Source organism: Shewanella sp. ANA-3 (assembly GCF_000203935.1).
In the GTDB taxonomy this organism is placed as follows: domain Bacteria; phylum Pseudomonadota; class Gammaproteobacteria; order Enterobacterales; family Shewanellaceae; genus Shewanella.
This window is the reverse complement of record NC_008577.1, coordinates 553,450-578,479: the sequence shown is the minus strand read 5'-3', so window position 1 is coordinate 578,479 and position 25,030 is coordinate 553,450. Positions and strand designations below refer to the sequence as shown.

General features: G+C 48.9%; 19 protein-coding genes and 1 pseudogene. 7 read left to right on the top strand and 13 right to left on the bottom strand.

Features of this window, described 5'->3' with window-relative positions; all coding sequences use genetic code 11:
- Positions 1 to 9: 9 nt before the first annotated feature.
- The 7 genes and pseudogenes from SHEWANA3_RS02610 to sirA form a co-directional block, all read right to left on the bottom strand.
- Positions 10 to 481, bottom strand: a pseudogene (locus SHEWANA3_RS02610) (nitrous oxide reductase accessory protein NosL).
- Positions 482 to 600: 119 nt separating this feature from the next.
- Complete coding sequence (gene nrfD, locus SHEWANA3_RS02605) at positions 601 to 1,548, bottom strand: NrfD/PsrC family molybdoenzyme membrane anchor subunit (RefSeq protein ID WP_011715701.1); 948 nt, start codon at positions 1,546 to 1,548, stop codon at positions 601 to 603.
- Positions 1,549 to 1,550: 2 nt separating this feature from the next.
- On the bottom strand, positions 1,551 to 2,258 hold the full coding sequence (locus SHEWANA3_RS02600) for a 4Fe-4S dicluster domain-containing protein (protein WP_011627331.1): 708 nt from the start codon (positions 2,256 to 2,258) through the stop codon (positions 1,551 to 1,553).
- Between the two features lie 86 nt (positions 2,259 to 2,344).
- Entirely contained in the window at positions 2,345 to 3,019 is a 675-nt protein-coding gene (locus SHEWANA3_RS02595; protein WP_011715700.1) for a nitrite reductase, read from the bottom strand.
- A 64-nt stretch (positions 3,020 to 3,083) separates the two neighbouring features.
- On the bottom strand, positions 3,084 to 3,863 hold the full coding sequence (locus tag SHEWANA3_RS02590; protein ID WP_011715699.1) for an FKBP-type peptidyl-prolyl cis-trans isomerase: 780 nt from the start codon (positions 3,861 to 3,863) through the stop codon (positions 3,084 to 3,086).
- A gap of 93 nt (positions 3,864 to 3,956) precedes the next feature.
- Positions 3,957 to 4,400 (bottom strand): rhodanese-like domain-containing protein, encoded by a 444-nt coding sequence (locus SHEWANA3_RS02585; RefSeq protein WP_011715698.1) that lies wholly within the window; start codon positions 4,398 to 4,400, stop codon positions 3,957 to 3,959.
- A 58-nt stretch (positions 4,401 to 4,458) separates the two neighbouring features.
- Positions 4,459 to 6,588: a dissimilatory sulfite reductase SirA gene (gene sirA / locus SHEWANA3_RS02580; protein WP_011715697.1), complete on the bottom strand. Its 2,130-nt coding sequence runs from the start codon at positions 6,586 to 6,588 to the stop codon at positions 4,459 to 4,461.
- A gap of 515 nt (positions 6,589 to 7,103) precedes the next feature.
- On the opposite strand from sirA, the gene SHEWANA3_RS02575 reads away from it, so the two are divergent.
- The 4 genes from SHEWANA3_RS02575 (at position 7,104) to SHEWANA3_RS02560 (ending at position 11,027) form a co-directional block, all read left to right on the top strand.
- Entirely contained in the window at positions 7,104 to 9,143 is a 2,040-nt protein-coding gene (locus SHEWANA3_RS02575; protein WP_011715696.1) for a heme lyase CcmF/NrfE family subunit, read from the top strand.
- A complete protein-coding gene (locus tag SHEWANA3_RS02570) occupies positions 9,140 to 9,559 on the top strand; it encodes a cytochrome c-type biogenesis protein (RefSeq protein WP_011715695.1) in 420 nt (139 codons plus the stop codon). The genes SHEWANA3_RS02575 and SHEWANA3_RS02570 overlap by 4 nt, the downstream gene beginning before the upstream one ends.
- 49 nt (positions 9,560 to 9,608) lie before the next feature.
- Positions 9,609 to 10,193, top strand: coding sequence for a TlpA disulfide reductase family protein (locus SHEWANA3_RS02565; protein WP_011715694.1), 585 nt, complete (start codon positions 9,609 to 9,611; stop codon positions 10,191 to 10,193).
- A 255-nt stretch (positions 10,194 to 10,448) separates the two neighbouring features.
- Complete coding sequence (locus SHEWANA3_RS02560) at positions 10,449 to 11,027, top strand: nucleoside triphosphate pyrophosphohydrolase family protein (protein ID WP_011715693.1); 579 nt, start codon at positions 10,449 to 10,451, stop codon at positions 11,025 to 11,027.
- A 44-nt stretch (positions 11,028 to 11,071) separates the two neighbouring features.
- Here SHEWANA3_RS02560 and SHEWANA3_RS02555 read toward each other — a convergent pair whose 3' ends face one another.
- Positions 11,072 to 11,299, bottom strand: coding sequence for a helix-turn-helix transcriptional regulator (locus tag SHEWANA3_RS02555; RefSeq protein WP_039978987.1), 228 nt, complete (start codon positions 11,297 to 11,299; stop codon positions 11,072 to 11,074).
- Positions 11,300 to 11,301: 2 nt separating this feature from the next.
- A complete protein-coding gene (locus tag SHEWANA3_RS02550; protein ID WP_011715691.1) occupies positions 11,302 to 11,820 on the bottom strand; it encodes a DUF2975 domain-containing protein in 519 nt (172 codons plus the stop codon).
- Positions 11,821 to 11,977: 157 nt separating this feature from the next.
- On the opposite strand from SHEWANA3_RS02550, the gene SHEWANA3_RS02545 reads away from it, so the two are divergent.
- Positions 11,978 to 14,038, top strand: a complete 2,061-nt coding sequence (locus tag SHEWANA3_RS02545; protein WP_011715690.1) for a prolyl oligopeptidase family serine peptidase — start codon at positions 11,978 to 11,980, stop codon at positions 14,036 to 14,038.
- Positions 14,039 to 14,083: 45 nt separating this feature from the next.
- Here SHEWANA3_RS02545 and SHEWANA3_RS02540 read toward each other — a convergent pair whose 3' ends face one another.
- Positions 14,084 to 15,655 carry a response regulator gene (locus SHEWANA3_RS02540; RefSeq protein ID WP_011715689.1) on the bottom strand — a complete coding sequence of 524 codons (1,572 nt, stop codon included), beginning with the start codon at positions 15,653 to 15,655 and terminating at the stop codon, positions 14,084 to 14,086.
- The gene (locus tag SHEWANA3_RS02535; RefSeq protein WP_011715688.1) at positions 15,646 to 20,706 is read right to left on the bottom strand and encodes a transporter substrate-binding domain-containing protein; all 5,061 of its coding nucleotides are present in this window, start codon (positions 20,704 to 20,706) and stop codon (positions 15,646 to 15,648) included. Before SHEWANA3_RS02535 ends, SHEWANA3_RS02540 begins: the two co-directional genes overlap by 10 nt.
- A 556-nt stretch (positions 20,707 to 21,262) precedes the next feature.
- On the opposite strand from SHEWANA3_RS02535, the gene SHEWANA3_RS02530 reads away from it, so the two are divergent.
- Together SHEWANA3_RS02530 and SHEWANA3_RS02525 are read left to right on the top strand one after the other, a co-directional pair.
- Positions 21,263 to 22,315, top strand: coding sequence for an HD domain-containing phosphohydrolase (locus SHEWANA3_RS02530; protein ID WP_011715687.1), 1,053 nt, complete (start codon positions 21,263 to 21,265; stop codon positions 22,313 to 22,315).
- A gap of 66 nt (positions 22,316 to 22,381) precedes the next feature.
- Complete coding sequence (locus SHEWANA3_RS02525) at positions 22,382 to 22,672, top strand: helix-hairpin-helix domain-containing protein (protein WP_011715686.1); 291 nt, start codon at positions 22,382 to 22,384, stop codon at positions 22,670 to 22,672.
- Here the strand turns inward: SHEWANA3_RS02525 and SHEWANA3_RS02520 are convergent.
- A complete protein-coding gene (locus tag SHEWANA3_RS02520; protein WP_011715685.1) occupies positions 22,669 to 23,775 on the bottom strand; it encodes an AI-2E family transporter in 1,107 nt (368 codons plus the stop codon). The two genes, SHEWANA3_RS02525 and SHEWANA3_RS02520, sit on opposite strands and share 4 nt — an antisense overlap.
- 215 nt (positions 23,776 to 23,990) lie before the next feature.
- Positions 23,991 to 24,911: a redoxin family protein gene (locus tag SHEWANA3_RS02515; RefSeq protein WP_011715684.1), complete on the bottom strand. Its 921-nt coding sequence runs from the start codon at positions 24,909 to 24,911 to the stop codon at positions 23,991 to 23,993.
- Positions 24,912 to 25,030 lie beyond the last annotated feature (119 nt).

The window sequence follows — 25,030 nt, the reverse complement described above, 5'->3', positions numbered from 1 at the left end:
AGCAATCGCCTATTTATCGCCGGCCAGTAATTCGAGGGTGATCTCATCGAAACGAAGCACGCGGCCACCGTATTCTTGAGCAAAGGCCTCGGCGGCGGCTTTGGTGCTAAAAGGCGCTACAGCAGGCCCCATCACGGCTTTTTTACTGGTGCCGTAGACATAAAACGCGCTGGCGGCATCGATAAAGGCGCCATCGTCTGGTTGCTCCCAGTCGGTCGATGCGGCGTCATGCACCATCATGTACTGGCTGTAGGGCAAAGTTAAACATATCGCGGCTGGAGCAAAACTTAGGCACCATCTTCTCTGCCTTCAAATGCACTTGTCCCTTAGGCCCAGGGTATTTAGTGATCACCATGCCGCAGAGATGGCAACGGTCATGCTCGTGGATCATCTCGGCTTTATGTTGATGATCAGTGGCTTCACTCTTATTGCAGCCCAATAACAAAGGAGCGAGTAGTAGCAAACTTAAGTACTTTTTCATCCTGTTATTCCTTAAAAAATATCAACGCCTCGCCAAGGCACCTTGCAGGGACAGACCTCTTGCGACGAGGGTTGATACAAAAATGGTTCTTAGCTCAGGCTCTTGGCCTTAGCTCTGGATTAAATCGCGTAGTTTTGCCCCGCCAACAGGATGAAGAGTCGCAGGCACATCATGCCCACTACCGCACACATGCCCGACATATAAAACGCTTTGGCCGAATGGCTAAAATGCTTACCCGTGGCGAAGTTAAGGAGCAGCGGCGCACCAAAACCGATACCGACCACACCAATCCAGAATACGCTTGCCCAGATCCCTTCTTGGAAGGCGGCAAAGGCAAACTGGCCCCCGGCATTACCGGTTAACAGCGCGGTGGCGATCATAAAAATAAACAGGGCTTCGGCGAACATAATCGGCCACTCGGCGCCGTGTAGGATCTTCATCTCACCGCTGTGTAAAGGCTCTTTAAACAACCACACCGCCAGCATTTTGGCCGAGGCGCCGCCCGCTGAAAGCCCTGAGGCAATAAACAGTGCAGGCAATACCGAGGTGTTGATCAGCGGGAAGCGGATCAAGGCGGAGATTAAGAAGCCGGTGTAAGCACAGACGGATAACGCCAGTAATAACACCAGTGCTTCCATCGGGCGTCTAAAGCCCTTCAACTTAGTGATGATGGGGCCGAGGAACTGCAATTGCGGGATGGCCATCAGCTCTTTTTCGAGGGCCAATAGCGCGACCACAGCCACTAACGGGATATACACCGACAGGGCAATCACACCAATCGACATCACAGAATTTAAGTTGTAGAACACCAAAATTCGCCAGAAGAATAAGGGGTTAGTCAGGTCGAGCACCAGACACAACATCCCTAAACTGATAGTGACAAACGACAGCAGGGTCGCCGCTTTTAAGAAGGCGGTATTTTCAACCTGACCTAAGTAAAACCGCAGCGCCAGCGCAATGGTTAACGCCCCGCCCGAGATGCCCGCGAAGAACAAATACACCGCAATCGGCCAAGGCCAAGCGACGCCTTGGGAGAGGCCTAAGGTAAATTCCATACTGGTATCCATATTTACACTCCCAGTTTGACGATTGGTATGTAACGTAAGCTCGGCTCGGTGCCAAACTGCGGCTTAATGCGCACTGAGTCTTTTACCGCTAAGAGTTTGCTTACGTAGGATTGAGGATCGTTGGCATCACCGAAGATCAGCGCATCGTATTTACAGCTCTGCACACAGGCGGGTAATTCGCCCTTAGCTAACTTGCTGTTCAAACAGAAATCGCAGTTATCGGCCACATCCGTATCGCTGTTGATGTAACGGGCATTGTAAGGACAAGCACCAATGCAGTATTTACAGCCGGCGCATTTGCTCGCATCCATAGTCACAATGCCCGTTTTCGCGTCGCGGTGCGCCGCGCCAGTCGGACAAACTGTGACACAGGGGGCGTTCTTGCATTGCTGGCAGGAAACCCGCACAAACTTACGTTCACAGTCACAGCTCATCTTGCCGCAGTGCGGACAAGGCTGACCTTCGACACGGCCACTCTGCTGCTCGAGCAGCACCCGTGACTTGCCTTCGGGCAACTGGTTGGCTTGATTACAGGCGGTTTTACAGTCGCCACAGCCGACACACTTGTTTTGGTCAAAGACCATGACGTAATGGGGCTTATGGGCGCCGTCGGACTCTTCTTTGACCGAACACCCGGCTAAAGGCGTTAACATCAAAGAGCACATGCCAGCGCTTTTAAGGAACCTCCGTCTCTCTATATTTTCACTCACAACATCCTCCATCTATCGGTTTTATACCGACGCTTTTATTTATATCGTTATCGTTCCAACATGCCTGAAAATGGCTAGCGACTTGATTAATATCCACTTTCATTCAATTTGCTTTGGGCCTTGCCGATGGCGTTTAACAGGGCCTCACGATTAATTTCTGCCCTTGGCTGCGCCAGTAATGCTTGCCAATGGTCTATCGCCTCTTGGTAGCGCCCATGAAGATAGGCGTCGTTGGCCTGTAGCATCCGCGTCTGCGGCTCAAAGGGCGCAAGCGCCAAGATCTGTGCAATCAGTGCTTGGGTCTCTGCGGTCATTTGCCGACCATCGCGGTAATAGAGGGCATTTGCCTTAGCGCCGAGCACCTCAGCATCCTCCCCCACCAATGCGAGCAGTTGGTCTAGGGTCAGCACCGCATCGGCATATAAGCCACCCGCGCTGTAAGCCTCGGCAAGCGCCTGTAATGCCAACGGGTTTTGCGGTTGTTCATCCACGAGGCGCAGGGCTTTGGTGATGTCGGCAGCCACTAAATAGTCAATGTTTTCATCGAGCTTGCCTGTATCCCAATCCTGATAACGCCCCGTTTGGCTATAGATGGCGAGCGTGAGCAATAGCAGAAGCACACTGCACAGCACAGGCACGCCATGGGAGACTTGAGACTCTCCCACCAACGTTTGCCGCTGGTTTAAACGCGCGTGCTGCCAGAAAATCCAAGCCACAAATCCGCTTAACAGCAGTGCAATGGTGAATCCTAAACTTGCCATGCTTTACCTCAACGCTCGACTATCCAAGTTCATCACTCACTGAACCTAAGCCTATGCTTAGCCCTTAGTGGGCTGGCATCATACCCATCATGCGGGCTTCTTTTTTCTCACTGGGCTTTTCGATATTTTTCAGTTCGATTTCAAAAATTAAGGTGGATTGCGGTGGGATTTCACCGACAAATTCATTGCCATAGGCTAAGTTGGCTGGAATAACAAAACGGTATTTCGAGCCCATAGGCATGAGTTTTAAGCCCTCTTCCCAACCTGGGATCACGCTCATCAGAGCGAAACGTGTGGGTTCTTTACGACCAATGGTATTTTCAAACTCAGTACCATCGATAAGCTTGCCGACATACTCGACGGTGACCACATCTTCAGGGTTGGGCTTATTGCCCGAGCCTTGGGTTAATACTTCGTATTGCAGGCCTGATTCTGTAACGGTTACGCCTGATTTTTTCTTATTTTCAGCAAGATATGCTTCACCCGCCCGAGTATTTTCCGCGGCGAGTTTCTCAGCGTTCGCCTTTCTCACTTGGTTTAACTCTTCGGCGCGCTGATTAAGATAGGTCAGCACTTCTTCATCGGTTAATTGCTGCTGTTTTTTCAGCGCATCGACAAAGCCCTGCACCACTAAGTCCACATTCACTTCTGCGCCCAGTTCGACTTGGTTATAAATCTGGCCAGAAATGTAGTTACCTACGGAGGCGCCGATGCTGTAAGACGCTTTATCCGCATCGGTTTTAAGGCTAGGGGCAGCAAAGCTCGCCATAGAGACAAACAAAGCAGCGCAGGTCGCCACTGTGAGGTTTTTGGGGATAAAAGAAGTTGGCATAGATATTTTCATTTTATGTTCTCTACAATTTAGCCCTTGGGCATTAGTGCTTTAGCCGAAAACGTATGGGTAACCCCATAACAGATTAAAATATTTATTTGATTACTATGGTTTTTCTGTTGTTCTACCCGACATGCGCCAGCCGAAGATGCCATCGGCCATATGGCGCACACCTGTGTAACCTAGCTTCATGGTTTCCCGTGCGGCCATGTTGCTGGCGGTGCAAAGACGGTTAGCGCAATAGAACACCATCACAGCGTCTTTATTCTTTGGCAGTAGCTCTCGCCAATTTTGCACATTGAAAAAAACCGCTCCGGGGATAAAACCTTCCGCCCAAATTTCCAGTGTGTTTACATCGAAAAAATACACTCCTGGCTTGCCGACTAAGGTTTCGGCTTCCCGCATGGAAATCGGATTCAACTGAATTTCGTTATAGGGCGCCTCGGAGATCTCTGAGCCACCACCAGCCGTGACGGGTAAACTCATGCCACCTAGGCCCAGAGCCAGTAAGCCGCCTATCAGGCTGTGTCGAATCGCTTTATTCATCATTTGGCCTCGTATAGCCCCCGACACTCGCGTGCCGGGGACACGTTAGACTCGAGTCGAACTACATTTTCTGTGCGCTCAGGCCGTTGCCATCGATAATGGCTTGGGCTTGAGTGACATAGGTCAAGGCAGCGTCGAGACGTTTCAGTGAGTAACGTGGACCATGGACGCCCCATGAACCGTCAGCCTTGATTAGGCGAACAACGTCTTGGGCTTTGTCGGTCAACATCAGCACTTGAGTCTTGTCTTCTACCGACAGCTTGGTGACTTCTAACAGCTTGTCGATACGGGCAAGGGCTTGTTCTACTTGAGCAAAAGTATCCTTAACGGGTTTTTGCCACTTTTGAACTTCGCCGTAGATTTCCATCTGATCTTCGAAGTGCAGACCGACTTCCAGCTCAGATTGGAACTGGCTATGACAGCCTTTGTTATCCACTACATCGTGGTCTGAGGCCGACGTGCGGGCACAAGTCCACATCAGGTCGAGGTAGTTGTAGCCGTTCTCGTCTTTCGCCACAGTCCAGCCCTTAGTGGTTGCATCGCGAGACTTGCCTTCAGGTGGGTTGAGGGTCTTACGCAGTGGGTCGACATCAATCTTCCACATGTGTGACTTACGCACGTTGTCGAAGCCCGCCATATCTGGGAATTGGATCGCAGTGAAGTTTTCACAACTTCCCATGTTTGGCATATGACAGCTTTGACAGGTTTGGTTGCTGTGGGTGTTAGTGTTCTTGGCGATCTCGGCTTGAGCCGTGTGACAGTCAGTACACTGTTTGATGATTTTTGGCTTAGTGATACCTGAGGTCCAATCGCCATCGGTCACTTCATGCGGATCGTGACAGGTTGAACAACGCATACCTTTGTCATAGTGCGCAGAGGCAAACATTTGCGAACCTTCAGTACCACAGGATGGGCAAGAAGACTTCATCTTCACGTTGAAGGCATATTCCAGCTTCTCTTTACCCTGTGGCGTTTCGGCTAGCTCTTCAACAAAGTTAAAGCGTTGGTGACAACGTTCACAGTTAGATGGCATGCCACCACCGATACCACCGTCTAAGTGACCGCCGGCGCCGTGACACTCTTCACAGGTAATCCCTTTGGCGATAGTGTGCTTTTGCAGCTCTTTCGGGTTACCTAAAGCCGCGAAGAATTCATCCTTGGTTTGGAAATCAAACTTAAAGGTGTGGCACATTTCACAATAGGAGCTAGCAGGTTGGAACAGGAATTCCTTCTCATACTTAGCACCGTAAGAGCTCATGCCCCATTGGTGTGAACCGCTGGTACCGAAGTCTTCCATTTTGACGGGGAAGCTTGGGATGGCTTTATTGATTTTTGCCGCCATTTCAGGGGTTAACCACTCAGCCCAACCACGGGAGAATTGGTTACCACCGGCGACCATAGTCCCTGTGCCGTCCTTCAACAGACCGTCTTTAACGTGGTAAGTACCGCGCACTAAATAAGCGTCGATAAAGCCATACTTGGTACGTGGTGTACCGACAGTGGCATAGATAGCATCTGGCGTAATACCCGATGGCAGAATCGAAGTATCTTTAGTGCCATACATGGTTTTTTTCAGGTCGTTATCGACCTCTGGATGCTCGCCAGGGAAACGAATGGTTTTAGAGTGGCGTGAACGTCTCCACTTCTCGTATTGCGGGCCATGACACTCACCGCATTTTTCTGGGCCAACAAACTTGTTAGGGAAATCGAGGATAGATTTAGCCCCTAAGCGATATTGCAGCGCCTTTGGACGTTGACCATCGTTGTAGGAACTGTAACGCACCGCTGTGCCATCCGTCGGGTTCACTTCTTTACTGTGTTTGCTGTAAGCAACACTGTCACCACCGTGCAAATATTCTTCACCACGGTCACTGACTTTATAAGTACCCTTTAATCGACCTTCTGCGTCATATTTAAAAACTGGGTGATTTTCAAATAGAAAATCAAACAATTCTTGCTCTTGAACAATATAATCCTGCAATGTTTTCACACCGCGGGATTTTTCCATTAAGTTTTCATTTAAATTGGGGTTAGCCAAAATATCTTGAGTATAGTGGGATTGCTGCTTATTCCCCACACCAGGCACCACTTTACCCTCCGACTTAGCATCGGAGGCGACTGTGGTAACGCTTACGGCAGAACCTAAACAAAATAGCACGCCTAATGCTACTTTGGATTTCCATCGCTTCATCATTCACTCCTAATTTATCATTAGTTTTATATTTTCCACTGAACCTAACTGTTCACTGAACGACATAAACAATTGACCAGTGGCGGCATGATGAAGCAGCTAAACGCCTAAAAACCTGCGCTAGTGCACATTAAATTTTGATTCAAAAATCAATAGAAATAAAAAGGCACAAATAAAATAAAACCAATAATTTAGCTAAAAATAAGTGAAAATATTTTAGAAATAAACCGTGGCTTTTTAGATCTAAAAAGAGCTAAAAAATGGTTTTATTTTTCAAAAATAGCCAAAGGGAAAAGTGACGATTTTAATGCCGAGACAGATCACATTCCTGCCCGAAAAACTCCGCTACCCTGCCAGTCAATCCTAGATAGGTGAAATGCGCGATTTGTTCAAAGACACTCAAAAAACAATACAAATGCAGACGAGACAATCTAAATAGGCTTTAAGTGAATTAAAAATAATCTCACACCAATACACGCCATAAATAAATTAACCATGCAACACAGGAATGAGTAATGATAAATATGACTCCAGAAATAGGACATATATTGCTAATCATCAGCACTGTGTTGGCATTACTCTCCGCCATTATTCATTTTTTTAGCATTCATCAGTCACAACTTTATTTAATCGAGTTCGGCAATAAATTATTTAACGCCATGTTTATAAGCTTATTGAGCGCACTCTTATGCCTTATTTACAGCTTTATTAGCGATGACTTTTCGGTTGCCTATGTGGCGAACCATTCCAATAGCCAGCTTGCCCTCGGCTATAAAATTGCCGCTGTGTGGGGCAGCCATGAAGGCTCGATGCTATTTTGGGTTTTCGCCATCGCGTTATGGGGTGCCATTATCAATTGCCGCCAAGCGGGCAAATTCGCTGGCTTAGGTAATGCCGATGTGCAGACAGATAAAGCCTACTTTGCACGGCTACTGGCGATTCTCGCCTTAGTTATCCTTGGCTTTAATCTGTTTTTACTCTTTACCTCCAATCCCTTTGCCCGATTACTGCCCAATATTCCGATTGCGGGGCGTGACCTCAATCCGATATTGCAAGACATTGGCTTAATACTGCACCCGCCGATGCTGTTTTTAGGTTATGTCGGGCTAACCGTTTGCTTTGCCGCAGCGCTAGCATCCCTGCTGGGTGGCGCATTAGTGCATCGCCACCTCGAATACTTGCGGCCTTGGGTATTATTGGCGTGGATTTTCCTCACGGGAGGCAATGCCTTTGGTTCTTGGTGGGCCTATAACGAGCTCGGCTGGGGCGGTTGGTGGTTTTGGGATCCCGTTGAAAATGCTTCTTTTATTCCTTGGCTAGTCGCCACTGCACTGGTGCATTCTTTAGTGCTGACCAGAAAGACCCAAGGCTTTGCCCTGACCACGCTATTTTTGTGTATCTTGGCATTTTCACTGAGCTTACTCGGCAGCTTTTTGGTGCGCTCCGGCATAGTACAATCGGTACATGCCTTCGCGGCAGATCCCACCAGAGGCATGTCAATACTCTGTCTTTTGGTGCTTTTTGTCGGTGCTGCGCTATTAATCTTTGCAATCAAAGCGCCAACATTGAAACGAGAAGTCAGCCATAACCTATTGAGCAAAGAGACACTGTTACTCCTTGGAGCCATTGTATTAGTAGTTGCAGCCTTTTCCGTTCTGCTGGGCACCTTTTATCCCCTGATCTACGAGCTGCTAGGCTTAGGCACGTTGTCGGTCGGCGCACCTTACTTTAATGCGATTTTTGTCCCATTGACCTTTATCGCAGTGATCTTAATGGGCATCGCGCCGTTAATCGCTTGGAAGGCGTCAACTCGCAAGCCACTCAAAGTATTAGCCTTGCCCTCTGTCGTCATTGTGATTATCGCGGCACTGATGAGTGTTCGAACCCAAACCGATGGAGCCTTATTCCTATTCCTTGGCTGCACCAGCGCGCTGTTTTTGCTCTGCTGTCTTGGAATGAGTGTGTGTATGAAATCCCAAGCAATGACGCCTCCCAAGCCCGTCAAGCCTTCAGCGTCAAAACGCGCAAAACTAGCCATGCTAGTCGGTCATTTTGGCGTGGCAGTCAGCATTATCGGCGCGACAGCAGTATCATTTTTTGAGCAGGAAGCCCTGCTGCGTATGGGGCCTGGGCAAGGTAAACCACTTGCCGATTATGTGCTGGTGTACGAAAGCACAGAACCAGTAGAAACCCCAAGTTTTACAGCGATTCAGGCCAATATCAGTATCCGCGATGCCAAGCAGGATGATCTTGTGCTGGGTTATCTGCATCCACAGCGGCAAACCTTTAATAGTAATGGCATGGAAGTATCCCATGCGGGCATAGACCACGGTTTTTGGCGGGATCTCTATGTCTCTATGGGACTACAACTGAGCGACACCGAATACCTGATCCGCATTAGTTATAAACCCTTAGCCACTTGGATCTGGCTGGGTGCTTTATTGATGATGCTCGCTGGCGCGATTGCCGCTTGGCCAATCAAACAACCCCATAGAGTCCCACAAACAAAGGCGTTGAATGTAACCAATTCACCAAGGGAGACAATGTCGTTATGAACCCGCTGTTTCGCTCGCCCTATTTGAGCCTCTTATTTTGGTTGCTGTCACTGAGCCTCTGCTTTGGCGGCGCGACATTTCTCGCCACGGCGCAGGAGGCCCCCAACCTTGGCGCCTCCTACCAACAGCAAGCCATAGAGATCAGTAAAGTGCTGCGCTGCCCTATGGCAACCAATCAAACCTTATTTGAGTCGCAAGCGCCGATTGCCCATGAGCTTAAAGGGCAAATCTTTTCACTGTTGGAACAAGGCTATAAGCGGGACGAGATCCTCGATTTTATGGTGCAGCGCTACGGCGAAAAAATCCGTTATCAGCCCGAATTTAAGCCCGCCACACTGGCACTCTGGCTCGGCCCGATCGTGCTGCTGGTCGTGGGGTTGGGTTTAGGGCTAGCCCTAATAAAACGCAGGCCATAGCCCTTAAACCACAGCCCCGATTACTCAGTTTGAATAGAAGGATAACCCCATGAAACCTTACATCGCCAAGCTCACTCTCCTTTGCGCCGCATGGCTACTGAACTGCACCGTTCAAGCTCATTCACTGCAAAACAAACTCTATGAAACAGGTGAGCCCATCCCTAAACCCAGAGTCATGACTGGCTTTATCGAGATGCAGCATGCCCGCGGCGTGCCTGAAGTCCCGTTTGTCGATGAAGCCGGGCAAACACACACCCTAAAGCAATACCAAGGTAAATTGACCTTAGTAAACCTTTGGGCAACTTGGTGCACGCCCTGCTTACGGGAAATCCCAGAGCTGCAAAAACTCCAGCAGCAATATGCCAATAAGAATATCGCCATAGTGCCCATCTCGATTGATGAAGAAGTAACAGAGGTGCGACCTTTTCTTAATCAGCATGGCTTTAGCAACTACCGCACTTGGCTCGATCCTGACAAAAACATCGAGCAGATTATCCCTGCTAACGTAGTGCCTGCGACCTATGCTTTTGATGCGAAAGGTAATCTGGTCGGTTTTGTCCGTGGCTATCTCGATTGGACAGACAAAGATGTCGCGCCCTATTTAGATAAACTTATTGCCAAATATGCCCAGTAATTGCACTCGGCACTCATTACGAAAGGGCTAAGTTGGTTTTGACTTAGCCAATGCTTGAATCAAATCTCCGTTCGGTACCCCACCCTAAATCTTTGCCGAAGCCCGCTGCTCCCCGATTTGGCAGCGGGTATTTTTAGCTTATCGCCAGCGCGCTTTGTATTCTGCGCCACCTTTCTTTAGAATTGCCGCTGTTATCCATGAATCGATTTTGCAAATCTATTCGTAAAACCCATTGATAAAAACTAAGGCTTCCCAATGAAACTCACTTGTTTAACTCAACCCATTTATGACCACTTATACCGTGATATCAGTGAGTTTCGCAGCACCTTCGACCTCGCCGTCAACGAGGCTAGCTCCTTGGATGAAAAGGCCGACACGCTACATACTTCACTGATTATTGAAGAATTAACCGAACTTGCCGAAGCCGATAGCCGTATCGAGCAGGCCGATGCCATTGTCGATTCAGTGTATGTATTGATGGGGCGCTTAGTGCATTTAGGCGCGGCCCAAATGAATGACCGCCTAGAGATCAGCTACCTTATCGACTTGCTGCTGTGTGTAGCTAAAAACCGTGAAATCGACTTTATCGCCTGCTGGGATGAAGTGCATTCGAGCAACATGAGCAAAGTTTGCCGCAATGAGCAGGAACTGACAGAGACTATCGCCTTCTATGCCGAGCAAGGCGTTGAAATCGTTGGCAGCAAAAAGGGCGAGTTTATCATCGCCAAATGCGCTAAGGATGTAGAAATGGCGGGTAAAGTCGTGCGCCAAGGCAAGGTATTAAAGTCAGTTTACTACCGCCCTGCGGATTTAACTCAGTTAGTAAAAGCGTAAAACCGCAAGCCTAGGCTGCACAGCATGCAGCCTAGGCCTCTTCCTTAGTCCGACGTGTCTTGCTCGGCATCCTTGCGGTATTCCAAAATATCCCCCGGCTGACAGGCTAAGTATTCACAGATACTCGCCAAGGTATCAAAACGCACCCCTTTGACTTTGCCCCGCTTAAGCAAGGACAAGTTAGCCTCGGTAATGCCCACCGCTTTGGCCAGCTCCTTAGAACTCACCTTTCGCATCGCCATCATGACGTCTAAATTAACAATAATATTCAAAATCAAACAAACTCTTGGTTTTCCGCCTCGTAATCACGGGCGGCTTTAAGCAAATACACGATCAGCAACATCAATAAAATCGTGGTGATATTGCCAAAATCGAGCACTAATTCGATGCGACCATCCTCAAAAAATGACTGATGATAGTAGCCTACGCCTAGGTTTTGTAGCATTTCAAACACTAAGGCGGCCGCTTTCAGCCAAACGAGCCACAAGTAACATTTCATGCTCTCATCACTGAAAAACAACCCCCGCTGATAGCAGGATAACAGCCGTTGCAGCCAATACACACCGACTAAAAATGAGATAAATAAAGGTGTTAGCATGGCGAGTAACAGGTTTCGGCTAGCGTTCGGCAAGTTCCACAGTTCGAGGAACTGGGAATTACTGGTATTAAAGCGGATCTCATCATAGGCCCAATAGCTATAAAGTAGATGGGCGATAATCGCCACCGCAGATAACAGCACCAGCCAGCGACAAAAACCACTGATTTTTATTAATTTTTCAAAATTTTGATTCATCCACTCACCCAAACATCATCCCAAGCCGTTCATAGCGAACGAGCACCAGTATAATCCTTCGACAAAAAATATTACAAAGAAATATAATTTTATTGTTTTACGATAATTAATCTTCGTATTAGCATAATATCAATTTTCCTAAACTAAGGTTACGACAATGCAAAAATTTCCATTTACGAGTCAGTTATGCAGTGCTGCCATTGCCGCCGCACTGCTGCTGACGGGTTGCACTACGGCGGATGTTCGCAACGAACAGCCTCAAGTTGCCGCGACGCAGCAAACCGAGGCGCCGCTCATTCCCATCGAAAACTTCTTTAACGAGCAAAGTATTCGCCATCTAAAAATGTCCGACGATGGCAAATGGCTCGCCTTTGTAAAGGAATACCAAGGGGCCAGCAATATCTATCTGATGGCGGATAAGAGTGACCTCGCTAGCGCCACGCCATTGACCACATCGGTAGAACCTATCCGCGCCTTCGAATGGTCCGCCAAGGGCAATGACTTATTCTTTATGAAGGACAAAGGCGGTAATGAGAACACCCAGATTTACAAGCTGAGCTTTGAAGAACACGCGGGTAAAATCACCGCCAAAGAGCAGCGCTTAACCCATAAGGACGACGTGCAATACAGCGTGCTCGAGCAGGTAAAAGACAATCCTGATTTACTGGTTGTTCAAGCCAACCACGACGATTCGAGCCGCATGGATATTTATCTGCTCAATATCAACGATGGCAAGTTAACCCCAATCCTGAAGAACGAGCTGAGCTTTACTCAGGTGAAGTTTAATAAACAGGGGCAACCTGTAATTGCCAGCAGCAGTAATCTCGATAACACCAATGCCTTATATGTACAGATCGACGGCAACTGGCGCAAGATCATTCAAAGTGCCAAGGGCGAGAGCATCGATATTCTAAAAGTGAACGATGATAAGAAGCTCGCCTATATCAGCGCCAATATCGGCGATCGCGATAAACAGGAATTGCTGAAAGTCGATCTGATGACGGGTAAATATGAAACCATTCACAGGGATCCCGACAACGAGGCCGACGTATTTGCGGTACAGTTTAGCGATGCGGGTGAGCCCTTGGCAGTTGGTTACTACGGTGGACGTTTACGGGTTTATCCCTTAGATGCCGAGTTTACCCGCCATTGGGATGTGATTAATCGTCATTTTAATCAAGATGTTGAAATCACAATTGGCGAGATGAACGAGAAAACCAATCTGTGGCAAATTCATGTCGCCAGCGACAGAGCCGCAGGCGCTGACTATCAATACAATGCCGCCACTGGGGATATCCATCTATTAGTGGACATTCCAGCCAGCATTCCTGCGGATCAACTCTCGCCACGCCAATCTATCGTGTATACCGCGCGGGATGGGGTGAAAATCCAAGCCTATTTAACGCTACCGAAAGGTAAACAGACTCAGCTACCGACCATTATCCTGCCCCATGGCGGCCCTTGGGCACGGGATTTTTGGACACTCGACTCGGGTTATTTCCACGCGATTGCCCAGTTCTATGCCAACCGTGGTTATGCCGTGTTGCAACCTAACTTCCGCGCCTCGACGGGTTTTGGTAAGAAATTCTTAAACCTAGGTAACAATAACTGGGGGATTGGCAGCATGCAGCACGATCTCACCGACGGGGCCAATTACTTAGTCGAACAAGGTATTGCCGATAAACAACGTTTAGGGATCTTCGGCGCCTCCTACGGTGGTTATGCGGCACTGTCTGGTGCGACCTTTACACCTGACTTGTACCAAGCGGTGATCGCTTACGTGGGGCCATCGAGCCTAGTGACGCTGATGAATTCCTTCCCCGACTACTGGCGCCCCTACTTAGGCCAATGGTTTGAGTCGGTGGGCGATCCGCAAATTGCCGAGCAGAAGCAAGATATGGAAAAGCGCTCGCCAATTAACTATGTCGATAATATCAAGGCGCCATTGATGCTGATCCAAGGGGCGAACGATCCACGCGTCACCCAAATTGAGTCGGATAATATCGCCAAGAAGATGTATCAAAAGTCTTTGCCCGTTAAGTACGTACTAGCAAAAGATGAAGGACATGGCTTTAGTAAACGTGCCAACAAACTGGCATCGATTGTCGCCACCGAACAGTTTTTTGCTGAGCATTTAGGCGGGCGTGTCGATACGAATGTGAACCCCGACATTCTAAAACACTTAGACAGCCTGAACGTCGATATCAGTAAACTCTAACGCGCTAAGGGCAAGCTAAGGCTTGCCCTTTTTGTTGTGTCTTTATCACTCTGCGACCACGGCATCGATAGCCGCGGGTAAGCGGATCTCAACTCGAGTCAGTAACTTAGCATCATCCACCACGAGATTGGCCTCGCCCTTTTGCGCCAGAGCAAATAAGCGCGCCGCATAGGTGCCAATGCCTAATCCTTCAGCCTTACCTTGCGTGACATATTTTTCCCAAAACTGTTCACGGATATCGGCGGGCACGGCGCCCGTGTTTTCGATAGCGATCAGTACATCACCTTCGTGGCGCGATAGCGAAATTGCCACTTTTGTCTTAGGGCGCGCCGCCTCGAAGGCATTTTTAATCAGGTTGAATAACATAGGGTGACACAATTTAGGATCGCCCATTACATCGAAGCTACTGCAGGGATCTTCATCAGGAGACAAGTAAGCCACTAATTGTTTGCTGTGAAAGTTGACCTGCGCCGCCTGTAGCAACTGCTTTAGCATCTCATGCACCGAAAACCACTCGGCATCCAAGGCATATTGCCCCGCCTCGATACGCAGGACCTCCGAGGTTAAATTCACGGTATTAATCGACTGTAGTGCCAACTCATCGACCAAATTGATCTTGGACAGCCACTCCTTAGGGAAGTTTTTATCCTGCGCGAGTTTTTGCGCCAAGGCGCTTATTGTCGCCAGCGGATTTTTAAGATCGTGGCTTATGATGCTATCGGCATTGTCTTTAAGTTGTGCCAGACGCAACAGCTCGTCGCACTCTTGCTGTAATGCCCGTTGACGCTGCACTTGCGCCAGCACATTTGCCAGCTTGAGCTTTAAGATCTCCGGCTGCACGGGCTTAGTGAGATAGTCGATTGCGCCGCCTCTTAGCCCCTGCAGATGATGCTCAACTTCACCGAGGGCACTGACAAAGATTACCGGGATCTCGGCCGATCGCGGCTCAGTTCTTAAGGCTTGTAACACTTGATGCCCGTCCATTTCGGGCATCATTACATCTAACAACACCACATCGGGCGGCGTCGCCGACTGGCAAATTTTTAGCCCTGCCTTACCGTCCTTGGCAAACAGCACCTTATAGTCGTCGTTTAACAGCCCCGCCATAAAGGCCAGATTGTCCGGCATATCATCGACCACCAGCACCACATTCAAGGCGGGCGCAGTTTCCGTTGTCGCCGTCGCGTCTATTTTGGCCGCCATCGCTGAAGATGGCGTAACTTGAGTGCGCTTATGGCGACGCGTAAGTGCCTGTAACACTCTGGCCTGCAAGGTTTTGGAGTTAAAGGGCTTGGCGATAATATCCAACACCCCATATTTCATCGCCACTTCCACTAAACTGCGATGGGCGTTGGCGGTCACTATGATAATGGGCAAATCTTGCCATTTATCCTGCTGGCGCAGGCTCTCGAGTAACTCTTGCCCATGGCCGTCCGGCATACTCCAATCCAGTAACAGGAGATCGATATGCATTCGCTGCAACATATCCAAGGCTTGGCGACCACAATCGGCTTGCAACACTTGACCGAAGCCGAGTTGGCGCAGCTGCTCGGCCATAATCTTACGCAGGGCATCCATATCCTCGACTATCAAGCACTGCATTTGAGTTAACTGCATGTCGTCGCCCTCGCCTGTTGCGCCTGTTTAAGGGTTAGTAGTCGCACTAATGCCTGTTCAAAATCAAACAGTTCAACGTCCATTTTTAACTGTTTGAGCAGGCCTGACTCCCCCTGTAACTGCGGCGCATGGGTCAGCTTATTCACCCACTCCAAGGCATTGGTGTTGTATTCCAGCAGGCTTTGCTCTAACTGCGGCCACATGGCCGCGAGCGCTTCATCGCTGAACGAGGCTTCCGGCTTGATGCTATTGTTCTGCTGATACCAGATCTCTAAGCCACTGACTAAACACTGTAACTCAGTTTGTAACGCCAATAACTGCTCATGCAGCTCGACCGTAAAACTCCGCTTCGCAGTCAGGCATTGCAGCTCGAGTTCACTGGCAAGGCGGCTGATCTCCATCGCCCCGACGTTGGCGGCAACGCCCTTTAAGGTGTGCAAGCTTAAGCGCAGCTCATCGGCGTTTTCCTCCTGCCAGGCACGTTGCTGCTGCCCCAATAAGGTCTTACTGGTGTTGATAAATAAGCCCAACAAATGGCTATAGAGTGATTCGTTGTGATCACAGTGCGACAAACCATTTTGAATACTTAAACCCTCGAGCTGCGGTAAATCCTGAGCATGGGTCGAGCGTTTCAATACTAAGGGCACTGATTTTCGCTGCTTGGGTGTGATCCAGCGCGCCATCACAGTGTAGAGATCCTTCACATGCACAGGCTTAGTGATCTGATCATTCATCCCCACCGCCAGTGCCTTTTCAATATCGCCGGACATGGCATTGGCCGTCATCGCCAAGATCGGTAAGTTGGCAAATTGGGGCAATTCGCGGATGCGACGCGTCGCCTCGTAACCATCGAGCACAGGCATCTGGCAATCCATTAATACGCAATCGAAGTACTGCTGCTCAACTCTCTCAATGGCCTCAAGCCCATGATTTGCCACAGTGACATTGATGCCCGCCTGACGTAATAGCTCCACCGCCAACTCTTGATTGAGCTGGTTATCCTCCACTAACAACACCTCTGCGCCCGCCAGTTGGGTCTTAAGGGCATGCAGCGAATGATCCTGCTGTACTTGCCTGCCATCCTCACTCTGATGTCCCAGCAGGGATAACAGCGCATTACCTATGGCAATCGGCGTAAGCGGTTTAGTCTGCGATATGACTCTGTCATTATTTTCAATGAGTTGTCTAAGAGAGTCCTGATCGCTTAGCTGACCAATCAGTAACATTCGCGATGCTTGATTAACCGCCAATGCTTCCAATAATTCAGGCACAAATGCACTGTAATCGCAGATCAGCAATTGCCTTGTGGACGACTGTTTAAGTTGGGCGATCACTGTACCCACATCGGCACTCTCGACCTGCATGTTTGCCGAAACACCATGTATGGTCAGCAGTTTATCTAACCTAGGGTGTAAACCGATCAGCTTAGCGGTTTCTCCCGCTAAGGGATCAAACAAAGCATTAGGATCGTAGGTATCGGCACAATCGAGAGTGAGTCTGACATAAAAACGACTGCCGACGCCTAATTCGCTCTCACACCAGACCTCGCCGCCCATCAGATGAGCGAGGCGCTTACAGATAGCTAAACCTAAGCCTGTGCCGCCATATTCCCGAGAAGTAGAGGCATCCACCTGCTCGAAGGAGCCAAAAAGAACCCCTTGTTTTTGCTCCGGAATACCAATGCCAAAATCTTCCACACAGAAGGTCAGCTCAACCTGCTCACCATGCACTTTACTCTCGCAGCTCAATACCACATTGCTGTCGTTATGGGAGAATTTGACCGCATTATTGCAGTAGTTGATCAGGATCTGCCCCAAGCGCAGGCCATCACCATGGTAGTAGCGGGGCAATTCGGGCGGCAGATCGAAGATAAACGCCATGTTCTTCTCTTCGACCTTATAACTCACCACATTGGCCAAATTAGACAGCACATCATCGAGATCGAACACAGCGCATTCGATATCCATCTTCTCGGCCTCAATTTTGGAAAAATCCAAAATATCGTTGAGAATACCCAGCAGCGAGCCCGCCGCCTGATGCACTTTGCCCACATAATCCCGCTGTTTACTGCTTAACTCTGTCTGCAACACCAAATACGACATACCGAGGATCGCATTCATCGGCGTGCGGATCTCATGGGACATATTCGCTAAAAAGTCAGACTTAGCACGGTTTGCCGCCTCGGCGGCGTCCTTAGCGATGGCCAGCTCATCCTGAATCGACTTAGTGTCGGTAATATCCAAGGCCCAGCAGAGGTTAGCATTCTGGCCATCCTGCACTGTGTGGTACGCCGTTAACAACACATCACGGCGCTGCCCTTTGCAATCAAATAGTTGAGTTTCAAAGACGGTACTGTCTTGACTTAAATCCAATTCACTAATATGGCAACGGTAGTCATCGGGCTGCGCAAAAATCGGGTAAACGGATTGGCCCACTTGTAACCCTGTCATCTCGGTAATTTGCTCGTTCACATAGCGGCAGACGCCTTCGATACAGATCCAAACGCCAATCGGGCTTCTACCTAACACGTGTTTGAGCAGATCCCGCTCGCGTTCAAGCAAGGCATTCATCAGCTTTCGTTCCGACAGATCGTGATAGGTGCCCAATACAAACAGCGAGCCATTGAGCTCGATGCGCTTAAGCGTGACCTCAACATTGACAATTTCCGCCATTGAGGTCACAAAATCGGCTTCGAATCGCAACTGCCCCTGCTCCAGCACAGTCTGTAGACGTTGCTCGAACAGGGTCTCGCTGTCGGTTTCGCCCAAGTGCGGTGGATAATAAACTAGAGTGCGACGACCAATAAGCTGATGTTTATGCTGATATTTAAGTAGTGATAACAGGGCTGAGTTACATTCAATAATCACCCCTTGCCTATCGGTAATCACACAGGCGTCGACCGCCGAGTCGAATAAGGCTTGGAATTTATTCATACTCAGGCTGAGCTGCTCCTCGGTGTGGATCCGCTGTGCGATATCTTTATTTAACCTTCTGTTTCGCAAGCTAAACATCAGCAGAACAAGCACGACGGCCACGGCAATTCGCACCGCCCAGTCAAATACTTGCTGCTTCTTGAGTCCCAGTTCATATTGCACGTTTACCCAGCGGTGCTGAATTTCACGTACTTTATCCTGGGGGATTTGAGCCAGAGCCTTATTTAAAATGCTCTGTAGCTCAGGCCAATCCTTACGCACCCCCATAGAGATACCAAAGCGGTAGTCACTGGCAGACACAATTTGCAGTCGATTAAACTGTGGCGATTGCAATAAGTAAGCTGTGCTCGGGAAATTCACAAAGGCAGCATCGACTTGGTGTTGCTTCACCGCCATTAACGCTTGCTCAAGATTTTCAAAGGGGATAAGGACGATTTCAGGATAATCTTCAAGCAGTTGCGTTTGTGTCACATCGCCCGAAACCACACTGACTGACTTGCCCTTAAGCTGCTCTAAACTGCTGGGATGTTCTCCATCGACATGGGTGACTATCACAGGCGGATATTGATTGATGGCATCGGTAAATAACATCCATTGTTCACGGCCAGCATTGGCCGAGGCCAGCGATAACATATCCACATCGTGCCGCTTAAATTCATCGATGGCTTGCTGCCAAGAACCTTCGTTATAGGTCTGGAAGATCAGCGGTACGACGCGGCTGATCTCGGCGAGATAATCCGCCATCATGCCACGGTGGATGCCGTTTTCATCAATAAAATCAATGGGAGCGGAATGAGGATCAATCCCAACCTTGACGATAGGATTGTTGTTGATAAAGGCCCTTTCCTCCACGCTTAGCTGAGTCATAAAGCGGTGAACATCCATATTAGGGATCAAGCTGCCTAAGCGAAAATCCACCAAAAACAGATTCGTATTTAGCGCAAGAGACACCCGAGAAAAGTCAGGTTGCAGTGAGTCAAAATCGAGTAACTCATAGTAATCGTTATAGTTATTGGGGCTGATGATCAAAGGCAACACCTGAAACTCGAAGCCCTTAGCGCGAGTATCCACCCCGTTTAAATAATCAAATAGCAACACAAGGCCAAAGGCGCCTTGAAACTCCACCCCGCCGACACCCGCAGCGACAGTGCCCTTTTGGATCCCTTGTGCCAATTGATGATTCCAACTTAGCGAACCAATATGGGGCATAGGGCGCGAAGTATCGGCTTCGGCCTCATGGGTCACCGCCATGGCCATAGTGGTGTTCATTGCAATCACGGTATTAATATTAGGATCTTGCTGTATCGCCTTAAGGTAAGCGGCACGCGCCGCCGAGGCGCTCCAATCGGTATTAACGACCTTGAATTTGGCATTGGCAAATTGCCTGCTCACGGCATTTTTGAGTTCAGCGGTACGCTTTTGCACATCGAGATTGTCCTTACTTCCCGCGAGTAGCAACAGGTTCATCTGCTCGGAGCTGGCTTCCTCCTCAAACATTTTTTCGAGCAGATTTTGCCCCAGATTACTGCTATTCATCGTCACCTTACCAACCCAGTTAGGATTTTGGGTTCTTAAGGCCAATGAGCTTTGGGCAAATTCGGAGTTAATGGTCACGACGGGGATATTGTTGCGTTTGGCCTCCACTAAGAGGTCCTGTCCCATACCTAAGATAGGGACAAAAATAATCCCAGCAACGGCGTTATCTATCGCCTCATGTCCCAGAGCGAGTAAGGTTTCCGGCGTGCCATCGCCGTAGACGATGTCGAGCTGGATATTAAGATCCATGGCCGCAATCTTGGCAAACTTAGCGACTTGATTCCAAAAGGGTCTATCCGCCTCCAAAATCATACTCACCCTATGGCTATGGGCGAGTTTTTGCGCCGGCGTCAATTGGGATAAAGCCTGACGATGTTCTTGCAGTGACATCTCATTGGCCGCAATCGTATTCGGCCATAACCACAGTAAAGACGCCGACAGACTCAAGAGACAGGCAAAATACCCCAGCGAGGAGATAACACGCACGCTAGGTTTTACGCTTTGACGCTGGCCGCCAATGGTCGTAAAGATGTGTCGAATGGCCTTATCTAAACGACCCGAAAGAATGCCAAAAACGGCCATAACTTTTCCTCTTAGGTTAAGTTTCTTACCGTCCCGCTGGTATGAATGGTGTACTTAAGAATGAGAACAGACGAAATGCGAACAGCTAAAACACTGTGGATTCAATTGAACCCGAGGTAATGGATGGAACAGGCTTGGCCATTTGATCCATGAGGCCAATGGCACCTTAGCTCATAAAACAGGCAGTAATTGTAGAAAAAACCACTCACACTAAAAAGCATTAATCCCTAAAAGTGTGAACAAAACAAACCAAAAGATACAACATGATACATTTTTTTGGGTTATTATCTGGTCAGAACAAGATTTAACCAGCTGTTAAATCCGTTATCTTATTTTCCGTCAAGCTCATAGCTACCGCCATCATATAACCTGAACGATGAAAACATAGCCATCATAATTTTATGATGATTTTCATATTGTTATAAAACTCTTTCATGGAATTAAGCAGCACTACCCGCCTAGTTTGGCACTGGCATTAACGGGGACGAATTGGGGTTTTCTCAGTCTCGCCACCGGATTAATACGGGAAACAAACCGACTCAGTAGAGGCGAAACCATGACTTCACTTGTCACTAAACCCATATTATTAGTGGTGGATGATACACCCGATAATATTCAGATTATTCACGGGATCTTGTCAGATCAATACACAATCCGCGCCGCAACCTCAGGTGAAAAGGCGCTTAAACTGGCCAGCACCCATCCCCTCCCAGAGCTTATCTTACTCGATGTGATGATGCCTGAGATGGATGGCTTCGAGACCTGTCGTAGGCTTAAGCGAGACCCCATCACCAGCAAGATCCCTGTGATCTTTGTGACCGCCAAAACCGATACCATAGATGAGCAAACAGGCTTTGAACTCGGTGCAGTGGACTATATTTCCAAACCCATTAGCCCTGCGGTACTCAAGGTGCGCACTCAAACCCATTTAGCCTTGAGTAATCAGGCAAGGCAGCTAGAAGCCCTAGTACAGCAACGGACACAAGAGTTGGAATTGACTCGCCATAAAATTATCCAAAAACTGGGGCTGGCGGCGGAGTATCGCGATAACGAAACGGGCCTACATATTACTAGAATGAGCCACTACGGCCGCATTTTGGCCCAATATGTGTGTGATTCCCAAGCTTGGTGTGAGATGTATTTTACCGCGCTCCCGATGCACGATATTGGCAAAATCGGCATCCCAGATTCGATCCTGTCTAAGCCGGGAAAATTAACCGATGATGAGCGACGCCAAATGCAGCAACACGCTTCCTTTGGCGCGCAGATCCTCGGTGATGACGATGACCCGCTGTTATCCCTCGCCAAGGAGATCGCGCTCTATCATCACGAACGTTGGGACGGAACAGGTTATCCCCACAGGCTAGCAGGCGAGCAAATTCCATTAAGTGCCCGCATTGCCGCCATCGCCGATGTCTTCGATGCACTCACCTCAGACCGCCCCTATAAAGTGGCTTGGAGCACACAAAAGGCATTTGATTATATTGAAGAAAATGCTGGCACTCAGTTTGATCCTAAACTCACTCGCGCCTTTATCGAGTGCAAAGCGCAGGTACTAGAAGTACAGCAACGCTTTGCAGAACCCAAAACAACCAGTGTTGTCGCTTGAATGCCTGACTAAAGCGGGAGCAAGAGGTAGACTCATAGTCATAGGGGCTAGATATGGGGCTAATAGATGAATCCAGCAAAGGTAGTGCGCAACGAGGTAAAGCGATTAACGGATTTACCCAATATTGGTAAGGCCTGCGCAGCAGATTTACGATTACTCGGCATCGAGAGCCCAGAACAACTGTTAGGGCAAGATCCCTACGAAATGTACTCGCGTATCAATCGATTAACAGGGCAAATCCAGGATCCCTGCATGCTGGATGTGTTTATATCTGTCACCCGCTTTATGGCGGGTGACGACCCTAAACCTTGGTGGTATTACACCGAAGAGCGTAAACAAGCGCTCACTCAGCTCTAGCTTGACTGACCTTGCTCCCTTGGGGATTCAAGGGATTCGGTTACCAGCGTATGATCAGGCTCATCCCTTAACCACTCGCGCCAGATAGCAATCAGCAACGCCATCAATACCGGGCCGACAAACAGGCCAACGAACCCCATGGTTTTCACTCCGCCAATCAAACCGAAAAAGGTCGGCAGGAAAGGTAATTTGATTGGCCCGCCAACCAGATTAGGTCTTAGGGTTTTATCGACAATAAACAGCTCGATACTGCCCCAGAGGAATAAGCCCACTCCCGCAGTCATATCGCCGGTGCCAACTAAATACAGTGAGATCAAAGTGAACATGGTTGGCGCGCCGCCGGGCACTAAGGCCATAAACGCGGTCAACACCCCAAAGGCCACGGCCGAAGGCACGCCAGCAATCCAGTAAGCAATCCCCAGCACTATGCCCTCGCCGATGGCGATAAGCGTCATGCCGATAACGGTTGAACTCACAGTCGCAGGCACCACACGGGAGAATCGATGCCAGCGTGCAGGAAGAATGCGCTCGCCGACAATATCCAGCTGTTTGGCGACCGACTCGCCATCTTTATATAAGAAAAACAAGGTGATCAGCATAAAGAGAAGAGTCAGCAACAGGCCTAAGGTATTCCAGCCCAATTGCAGTACCCAGCGAGAAATACCACTCAGATTCTGACCGCTAATGGCGCTGACTATCTTGCCTAGCTCATGGGGTTCACCGATAAACTGCTGCCATTGCAGGGTAAGCCACTCACCAATCCAAGGTAAATCCTTAATCCACAGCGGCACGGGAGCGCCATGCTGGTTGGCATACACCAGCCACTCCACCCAGGCTCGAATCTCTTGTAATGCATAGGAAAATACAAAAATAAGCGGCGTGATAAGCCCAACAATAATCAAGACCAACGCGATTGTGGCAGACAGCGCCGAGCGACCACCGCATTTAGCCATTAATTTTTGGTACAACGGCCAACTGGAGAAGCAGACGATCAGGGCGGCCAAGGCGGGAACTAAAAAATCGATAAAAAAGAAAACACCAGCACACAGCAATAAAATCAATAGGGTACGACCCACCGCAGCATTACTGATAATCTGTGCCATCCACATACTCCCACAATAGAATCCAACAACAAGGTGGAAAACTCGGCAGAGTGCCAAGCAACAACCAGCCTTTGGGTGTTCCCCATTCTGTGAGCCAGTTTATTGCGCAGTGCTTTCCATGGGCAACGACATTTAACTAAAGCGTGAGTAGTGTATCAGTGCTGCTGGCATCGCCAAAGGCCTTCGAATGTCTCGAAGGCCAAATGGTTGAATCCCTATGGCGCGGCCTTGAGCCTAGCGACAATTTTATCTGGCTGGCTAAAATCGGTAATACGCTCAATGACTTCACCGTCTTTCACCCAAAGTAATGTCGGGATATTGCGGATACTAAAATGATTAAATAGCACGCCTAATTCATCGATACTGAAATCGACGCGTGAAGGATAGAGCTGTTTAAAATCGGCGAGGGCTTTATCGTCGGTCCACAGATGATTCACCACCCCATGCCAGGCTTTATTCGGCAGCTGTTGCGCTAGCTTGTCTAAATCTTTCTGGGCGGCAACACAGGCCTTAGACATTTCAGGACGGCTCTCTGCCAAATACCAATCACACCAAGTGGCGGTGAAAAACAGTAAATGCTCACCTTGCTCCCAAGGTTTCAGCAACTTAGCCGCTTGTTTAAGGCTTGGCGCATCAGTGGTTTGTGCACTGAGCTCTTGGCCATTGGCCAACATATCGATAAATTTATCGAGGTTCGCATCCGACTCATGGCTAGTGTAAACCACCTCGCCAGCGCGATTGATTAACACGCTATAGGGCGTCCCGACCAAGCCTAGGGCCACACCCAATTCGCCCTCGTTATCCAGCCAGACTGGCATAGTCAGACCGAAACGGGAGATCACTTCGGCAATCTTAGGTTGTTCTTCGTTGATATTGATATTCAGGGCGAGGAAATTGACCTTGTCCTGATACTTTTTCTGCAATTCCTCAAAATGCGGCATCTGCTCCATACAGGGCTGACACCAGGTTGCCCAAAACTTAAGGTAAATCGGTTTATCGCCCGCGATGTTTTTTAAGGAGGTTTGCTGTTGATCTGGATAGGTTTTTAGCACTATATCTTGATAACTTTTATCGGCAGCAAAGGTGGAAAAACTGATAAGGGCGAGGCAGGTAACTATGATTCGACGTAACAACATTAGCGTTATCCTTTCAGGTAGAGATCGCTCGCAACCACAGGGGTTGGTCGTGATATTCAGCCAGTGACATAAGCAATTACTGAGAACAAATACCAAGTGAAACTGAGCGGCATGGAAAG